Origin of the sequence: Citrobacter sp. wls757 (assembly GCF_005280935.1) — a bacterium.
GTDB classification, from domain to species: Bacteria; Pseudomonadota; Gammaproteobacteria; order Enterobacterales; family Enterobacteriaceae; genus Citrobacter; species Citrobacter portucalensis.
Genome location: NZ_SZWU01000020.1, coordinates 229,024 through 236,257, shown reverse-complemented (window position 1 = coordinate 236,257; position 7,234 = coordinate 229,024). Strand labels below are relative to the sequence as shown.

At 49.1% G+C, this 7,234-nt stretch carries 9 protein-coding genes; 7 read left to right on the top strand and 2 right to left on the bottom strand.

What is annotated here, in order from left to right; translation table 11 throughout:
* Positions 1 to 42 precede the first annotated feature (42 nt).
* The gene (locus tag FDW94_RS07090; RefSeq protein ID WP_048216186.1) at positions 43 to 1,416 is read right to left on the bottom strand and encodes an MFS transporter; all 1,374 of its coding nucleotides are present in this window, start codon (positions 1,414 to 1,416) and stop codon (positions 43 to 45) included.
* Between the two features lie 174 nt (positions 1,417 to 1,590).
* Between FDW94_RS07090 and kdgR the strand changes: the two genes are divergently transcribed.
* Positions 1,591 to 2,382, top strand: coding sequence for a DNA-binding transcriptional regulator KdgR (gene kdgR, locus FDW94_RS07085; protein WP_003833778.1), 792 nt, complete (start codon positions 1,591 to 1,593; stop codon positions 2,380 to 2,382).
* Positions 2,383 to 2,496: 114 nt separating this feature from the next.
* Here the strand turns inward: kdgR and FDW94_RS07080 are convergent, their stop codons facing one another.
* The gene (locus tag FDW94_RS07080; RefSeq protein WP_003034975.1) at positions 2,497 to 2,736 is read right to left on the bottom strand and encodes a YobH family protein; all 240 of its coding nucleotides are present in this window, start codon (positions 2,734 to 2,736) and stop codon (positions 2,497 to 2,499) included.
* A 164-nt stretch (positions 2,737 to 2,900) separates the two neighbouring features.
* Between FDW94_RS07080 and mgrB the strand changes: the two genes are divergently transcribed.
* From mgrB to rlmA, 6 genes are all read left to right on the top strand, one after another.
* Entirely contained in the window at positions 2,901 to 3,044 is a 144-nt protein-coding gene (gene mgrB, locus FDW94_RS07075) for a PhoP/PhoQ regulator MgrB (protein ID WP_003034977.1), read from the top strand.
* A 74-nt stretch (positions 3,045 to 3,118) separates the two neighbouring features.
* Positions 3,119 to 3,403, top strand: a complete 285-nt coding sequence (locus tag FDW94_RS07070) for a YebO family protein (protein WP_048216188.1) — start codon at positions 3,119 to 3,121, stop codon at positions 3,401 to 3,403.
* A gap of 636 nt (positions 3,404 to 4,039) precedes the next feature.
* Positions 4,040 to 4,183, top strand: a complete 144-nt coding sequence (locus tag FDW94_RS07065; protein ID WP_003034983.1) for a DUF2627 domain-containing protein — start codon at positions 4,040 to 4,042, stop codon at positions 4,181 to 4,183.
* 12 nt (positions 4,184 to 4,195) lie between these two features.
* On the top strand, positions 4,196 to 4,405 hold the full coding sequence (gene cspE / locus FDW94_RS07060; RefSeq protein ID WP_001062678.1) for a transcription antiterminator/RNA stability regulator CspE: 210 nt from the start codon (positions 4,196 to 4,198) through the stop codon (positions 4,403 to 4,405).
* A 219-nt stretch (positions 4,406 to 4,624) separates the two neighbouring features.
* Entirely contained in the window at positions 4,625 to 6,370 is a 1,746-nt protein-coding gene (gene ftsI / locus FDW94_RS07055; RefSeq protein ID WP_003833773.1) for a peptidoglycan glycosyltransferase FtsI, read from the top strand.
* A 63-nt stretch (positions 6,371 to 6,433) separates the two neighbouring features.
* Positions 6,434 to 7,234, top strand: an 801-nt coding sequence (gene rlmA / locus FDW94_RS07050; protein WP_137377395.1) for a 23S rRNA (guanine(745)-N(1))-methyltransferase, incomplete at its 3' end; no start/stop codon positions are given.

The following is a 7,234-nucleotide window of genomic DNA, read 5'->3' as shown; positions in this document are numbered from 1 at the left end:
AGCAGACTTAAAATAAAAAGCGCGTCGACAGACGCGCTTTTTTTATGCCTGAACTCGCGGTTGTGTGATACGTAAGCCACTCACGATTGCGGCTAGCGAAGCCAGAATACCCGCTGTTATCAGCGAAACGTGTGTTCCGCTGTCGCCAAACTGATTTAGCATCAGCGCAACCAGTGCGGCCCCGGTACTCTGGCCCAGTAAACGCGCCGTTCCAAGCATACCGCTCGCGCCTCCGCTACGATCACGCGGCGCGGAGGTGATGATGGTGTGATTATTCGGTGACTGGAACAAGCCAAAACCCGCACCGCACAAAATCATTGGCCAGATGATATTAAAATCAGAAGGTGATGCGGGCAGCAACACCAGCGAAAACAGCCCACACGCCATTACTGCCATGCCCAGCGCGCCCAGCAGACCCGCATGAACACGTTCAATCAAATATCCCGCCAGTGGGGCCATCACCATGGTTGCCAGCGGCCACGGCGTCAGCAGCAGGCCCGTTTCAACCTCGCTGCGCCCGAGAACCGTTTGCATGAAAAAGGGGAGAGAAACCATCGCCAGCATCTGTGCGCTGAATGAACAGATTGAAGTACAAATAGAGAGTGAAAACAGCGGAATGCGTAGCAGATCAACCGGTAATAACGGTACTGGCAATGCGAGTTGGCGGCGGATAAAGAAAAACCCTACCACGAGCAGCCCCACAAGTTCAGCACCAATCAGTTTTAGCGACTGTCCCTGCGCAAATCCGCTGAGTGCCGTGATTAACAAACCGAATGTTAAGGCGTTCATCACTGCGCTGGGCAGATCGAAGCGCGGTTTATTGCTACGTGATGAATTGGGTGGCAAAAAACGCATAGCCAGTAGCAGGGCGATGATCCCCAGTGGAACGTTAATCAGGAATAGCCATTTCCACGAGGCAATAGAAAGAATAGCCGCCGCAATAGTCGGACCCGCTGCCGAGGATACAGCCACGATAAAGGAGTTAATACCCATTCCGCGGCCAAGCTGGCGCTGAGGATAAATGAGTCGGATCAATGCCGTATTAACGCTCATCAGCGCCGCGCCGCCAAACCCCTGAGCCACGCGCGCTAACGTCAGCATATGCAGCGAGTCTGACAAGGCACAAAACAGCGACGCCAACAGAAACACGACCAGACCACACTTATAAATGCGTCGGTAGCCAAACATATCACCTAAAAAAGAGAGCGATAACAGCGAAACAACGATCGCAATTTGGTAGGCGTTCACAATCCAGATTGAGCTGGCGGGTGAGGCCTGAAGATCGGTGGCGATAGTGGGGAGGGCAACATTCGCTATTGCGCCGTCGAGTACTGCCATAGAGATGCCAATAACAATGGTTAAAATTGCGCCATATCGCTGGGGCAATGGCAGACCATCGGTCTGAGTTTTTTCCATAGGAAGTCAATATTGTCGGAATTTATGATGAGAATAATAATTTTAGCATTGATATTCAGGCGTTAGGTCGCAGATTTGTAACTAAGTAAGCAAAGAGCGATTGCGAGGGCTGATACGTGAAATTATAATAAAAACCGGTTCTGATTTTTATAAAACACTCGAAAGGGGTGATAAATGGCAATCGCAGATCTGGATAAACAACCCGATTCTGTATCTTCCGTGCTGAAGGTTTTTGGCATCCTGCAGGCGCTGGGTGAAGAGCGCGAAATTGGTATTACCGAGTTGTCGCAACGCGTCATGATGTCGAAAAGCACCGTTTATCGCTTTTTGCAGACCATGAAAACGCTGGGCTATGTGGCACAAGAAGGGGAGTCTGAGAAATACTCACTGACCCTGAAACTATTCGAGCTGGGTGCTCGCGCGTTACAAAACGTCGATCTTATCCGTAGCGCTGATATTCAGATGCGCGAACTTTCGCGCCTGACCAAAGAGACAGTACACCTTGGCGCACTGGATGAAGACAGCATCGTCTACATTCATAAAATCGACTCCATGTACAATCTGCGCATGTATTCTCGCGTAGGTCGCCGTAATCCACTGTACAGCACGGCTATCGGTAAAGTTCTGCTGGCATGGCGTGACCGCGATGAAGTGAAGCAAATTCTGGATGGTATTGAGTACAAACGCAGTACCGACCGTACTATTACCAATACTGATGAATTGCTGGTACTGCTGGATAAAGTCCGTGAGCAGGGCTACGGTGAAGACAACGAAGAACAGGAAGAAGGTCTGCGCTGCATCGGTGTGCCGGTGTTTGACCGTTTCGGTGTGGTGATTGCAGGCTTGAGTATTTCATTCCCGACGCTGCGTTTCTCAGAGGAACGTTTGCACGAGTATGTGGCGATGCTGCATACGGCTGCGCGTAAAATTTCAGAACAAATGGGTTATAACGACTATCCGTTCTAATCTGGCGTAATAGCGTCAACTTAAAAACCCCAGGTATTTTTGTATCTGGGGTTTTTTATGAACAGTCATAACGTTAGTTGATGCAAATAACGTAGCGTATGTATTGTTGCTATATTAACCGTTATCAATAATGACCGTACTTTTTCTTAACAAGGGACAATCCGACAGGCCAATGATACCGCTGTTTGTGTGGACGTATTGTGCGGTGCTGGTTCCGCGGGCGGTCAGATATTGGCATTGCAAGCCCAGACCCGCTGCATTCTCCTTACTTCCAATCAAAATTCCGTAGCCGCTCAGTAATAAACCGATCCAAACCAGAGCTAACAACACAATAGCGCGGATTATCAGACGCATTACAACCTCTTATCTTTTCTCGTTATTATTAGATTAGCCTGTACATGGGATGAAACAAGTGAATCATTCCTAAAAAGATTGAATGCCGATACAGTTAACGCTGGGTTTAGGTAACGCATGATAATTTATAGGCATAAGATGTAGATTCGAAGAGTGGAGCTGGAGTGAAAAAAATTCGCTGGGTAGTGCTGATAGTTGTCGTGCTGGTATGCATACTGATGTGGGCGCAAGTGTTCAACATCATGTGCGATCAGGATGTACAATTTTTCAGCGGTATTTGTGCCATCAATAAATTTATTCCCTGGTAAGCGCATTTTTGCCACAGTTGATTACCTTCTTGTGCGGCAGTGGTAAACTACGCTGTCTACATTGAGGTGGTGAAATGAACGAAGTTTTGAATTCTGGCGCGTTGGGTTTGGCGTCTTTGGCTGTATCGGTGGTGATTCTGGTTGTCGGGCTTGTACTGTGGTTTTTCGTCAATCGGGCAAGTTCGCGTACTAATGAGCAGATTGAGCTGCTTGAAGCATTGTTAGATCAGCAAAAAAGACAGAACGCATTGCTCCGTCGCCTTTGCGAAGCTAACGAGCCTGAAAAAGCAGCAGAGCCTGCTGCGGTCACAGCGAAGGATGAAGATGATGACATCATCCGCCTGGTAGCTGAGCGGTAAAAACGGTATGACAGGGTGAGGATCTGTTGCTTTTGTTCTCAGATGTTTCATCCTGTCACCAACGTGCCAGATTATTTTCTTCTGTATATGTCGTGTAATTAGCACTCTGATACGCGTGTAAACTCAGTATTTTCAGATGCTCCAACCAATTAATATCTTATCCCCGGTCTGATATAAATATAATTTCCCATACGATAAAAATATGATTATGTCATTTTTGTGATAGCGATCGTTTTATTAACAGCGAAACGTTTCTCTTACTTTTTTTGTGCATTGTCATCATTCTTTCATTATTTTGGTGCAAAAGCAGAAGGCGGATCTCATTTTTACGCTTGTGACATTTTATGCATTACTAAGCATGAAAAATGATATCCGGCACACCCTGTAACAGCTAATCTGGAACAACCGAAGCTATTGAGCTATGGTAGAAATGTCCCGGCTATGGTGCAAGCCAGGCGGGGGATGGGGCGAGCGGCGGGAATATAACACTACTCGGTGTGGCGCATAACTGTGCAGTTGCTGTTTGATGAACGACGGGATTTGTGCGACCGATCGAGACACGTTTAAAAATGGCTTGCCATTATTAACGTTGTATGTGATAACACGTTTTGGGTTAAACGAGGTACAGTTCTGTTTATGTGTGGCATTTTCAGTAAAGAAGTCCTGAGTAAACACGTTGACGTTGAATACCGCTTCTCTGCCGAACCTTATATTAGTGCCTCAAGCAGTAATGTCTCAGTTTTATCTATGTTATGCCTGCGGGCGAAGAAAATACTCTAAGGAATTTTGCAAATGGCAAAGATTAAAGGTCAAGTTAAGTGGTTCAACGAGTCTAAAGGTTTTGGTTTCATTACTCCGGCTGATGGCAGCAAAGACGTGTTCGTACACTTCTCCGCTATCCAGGGTAACGGCTTCAAAACTCTGGCTGAAGGCCAGAACGTTGAGTTCGAAATTCAGGACGGCCAGAAAGGTCCGGCTGCTGTTAACGTAACAGCTATCTGATCGACACCACTGATTTGAAGCGCATATGCGCAACCATCTCAGATATAAAGCCTCGCCTATGCGGGGCTTTTTAATTCAAAATACGTCTAAATATTTCTAAATGCCCTTCCATTAGCGCTTTGTTGCAAAGGCGTGATGTTCGTAGCATAGTTTTCCCCGCTTTCTTACGACATTTCTCGTTAAATCAGACACCTGAAAAACTATCTTGCTGGAGACCAGGTGAAAAAGAAAAACGACGGCGACGCGCGCAATTTTACTCCCGTACGTTTTGCCCTGCTTTGTGTGGCAATATTATTGAGTCTGGGATTGCTGCTGGGTCGGGTTGCGTGGCTGCAAATTGTCACGCCGACGAGTCTGGTGAAACAGGAAGACATGCGTTCGTTACGTGAGGTAACTATTGCCTCGCCGCGCGGGATGATTACCGACAGAGAAGGGCGACCGCTGGCGGTAAGTGTTCCGGTTAACGCCGTATGGGCCGATCCTAAGACCATCATCAGCAAGGGAGGCGTGGGTTACAACGAACGCTGGCAGGCTCTGGCAAGGACTCTGCATTTGTCACTGAGTACGCTGGCGGAACGCGTTAACAGTAATCCTGGCGGACGTTTTATTTATCTGGCACGACAAATTTCCCCTCAGCAGGCTGAGTGGGTCGATGATCTTAATCTCCCGGGCATCAACCTGCGCGAGGAATCCCGCCGGTTCTATCCCGCAGGCCACGTAGCGGCGAATCTCATTGGTTTTACCAACATTGATGGACAAGGCATTGAAGGGCTGGAAAAGAGCTTTAATAACCAGCTGATGGGTAAACCTGGCTCCCGTCTGGTACGTAAAGACAAATTTGGCCATGTCATTGAGAATATCACCGAAGTTACGCCTGTACCTGCACACGAATTACAGCTCAGCATCGACGAGCGTCTGCAGACGGTCACCGAAGATGCGTTGGACAATGCCGTTACGTGGAATAAAGCAGAATCAGGAGCCGCAGTGCTGGTCAACATTGCTACCGGTGAAATACTGTCCATGGCGAGCTTTCCTGACTTCAACCCAAATAATCGTGATGGCGCGGTACTGGATGATTTTCGTAACCGTGCAATTAGCGATACGTTTGAACCCGGTTCAACCGTTAAACCGCTGGTGATTATGACTGCACTCCAGCAGGGGATAGTACAACCCGACAGCGTGATTGATACCCATCCTTTTTACCTTGATGGACATCGCATTCGCGACGTCGGATTTTACCCGGAACTGTCGCTGACCGGGATTTTACAGAAATCGAGCGATACCGGCGTGTCGCACCTTTCATTGGCTATGCCTGTCCAAAAATTGCTGGATACCTATAAAAGCTTTGGTTTTGGCGATCCAACCGGACTGGGATTAACCGGTGAAAGCAGCGGTTTGATGCCTCAGCGCCGCTACTGGAGCGATTTGGATCGCGCGACCTTTGCATTTGGTTATGGGTTAATGGTAACGCCGCTGCAGTTGGCGCACGTATATGCAACCATTGGTAGTTTTGGTATCTATCGGCCCCTTTCGATTACCCGTATTGACCCGCCGGTAATCGGTACCCGAGTGATGCCGGAGGCGCTGGTTCACCAGGTTGAACATATGATGGAAAGCGTTGCGTTACCCGGTGGTGGGGGAACTAAAGCCGCGGTCAGGGATTATCGCGTGGCGGTTAAAACAGGAACGGCAAAGAAAATTGGTGATGACGGTAAGTATGTCGATAAATACGTGGCCTACACGGCAGGCGTTGCGCCAGCGAGCGACCCGAAATTTGCACTGGTGGTCGTCATCAATAATCCGCAAAACGGTGCTTATTATGGTGGGGCTGTCTCTGCGCCTGTCTTCAGCCAGATAATGGGTGATGTCCTGCGTCTGGAGAACGTTAAACCGGATGGCATGCCTGCTGACTCCGATCATCTGCTGGTGATGCACGGCAGCAACGTATCCTCGCCGTCGTTGTAAGTTATTTTCCCAGGGCGCAATTCGAGTTACACTTGCGCCCTTAAGTCACCTGCCGGAGTTGTCATGTCGTTTTCCTGTCCTCTTTGCCACCAGCCTCTTACTCAAGCGAATAACAGTTTTGTCTGCCCCGGGCGGCACCAGTTTGACGTGGCGAAAGAAGGGTATGTCAACTTACTGCCGGTTCAGCATAAACGATCGCGCGATCCGGGTGACAGCGCTGAGATGATGCAGGCGCGACGGGCATTTCTTGATGCCGGGCACTATCAACCGTTGCGTGATGCGATTGTGAATGTGCTGAAAGAGAAGTCGACTTCAGAAGATGCAGCGATCCTGGATATTGGCTGTGGGGAAGGGTATTACACCCATGCGTTTGCCGACGCGCTGACGGGTTGTACAACCTTTGGTCTTGACGTCTCCAAAGTGGCAATTAAAGCTGCAGCCAGACGCTATCCGCAGGTGACCTTTTGCGTTGCCTCCAGCCATCGTCTGCCGTTCGCAGATGAGTCAATGGATGCCATCATCAGGATCTACGCGCCCTGTAAAGCGCAAGAGCTGGCACGCGTGGTTAAACCGGGGGGATGGGTTATCACCGCCACGCCGGGACCGCGTCATTTAATGGAACTGAAAGGGCTTATTTATGATGAGGTGCGTTTGCATGCGCCGCACACAGAGCAACTGGACGGTTTTGTTCTGCAACAGAGTATTGCGCTGGGGTATCAGATGCAGCTTCAGGGCAGCGAGGCCGTTGCGTTACTGCAAATGACGCCGTTCGCCTGGCGGGCAAAGCCGGAGGTGTGGGAAACGTTAGCGGAGAAAAAGACGTTTGACTGCCAGACCGACTTTAGTATTCATGTCTGGCAGCGT

Excerpts from the sequence above, each read along its gene's own strand:
- FDW94_RS07090 (WP_048216186.1), bottom strand. The coding sequence starts at position 1,416 with ATGGAAAAAACTCAGACCGATGGTCTGCCATTGCCCCAGCGATATGGC.
- kdgR (WP_003833778.1), top strand. The coding sequence starts at position 1,591 with ATGGCAATCGCAGATCTGGATAAACAACCCGATTCTGTATCTTCCGTG.
- FDW94_RS07080 (WP_003034975.1), bottom strand. The coding sequence starts at position 2,736 with ATGCGTCTGATAATCCGCGCTATTGTGTTGTTAGCTCTGGTTTGGATC.
- FDW94_RS07070 (WP_048216188.1), top strand. The coding sequence starts at position 3,119 with ATGAACGAAGTTTTGAATTCTGGCGCGTTGGGTTTGGCGTCTTTGGCT.
- FDW94_RS07065 (WP_003034983.1), top strand. The coding sequence starts at position 4,040 with ATGTGTGGCATTTTCAGTAAAGAAGTCCTGAGTAAACACGTTGACGTT.
- cspE (WP_001062678.1), top strand. The coding sequence starts at position 4,196 with ATGGCAAAGATTAAAGGTCAAGTTAAGTGGTTCAACGAGTCTAAAGGT.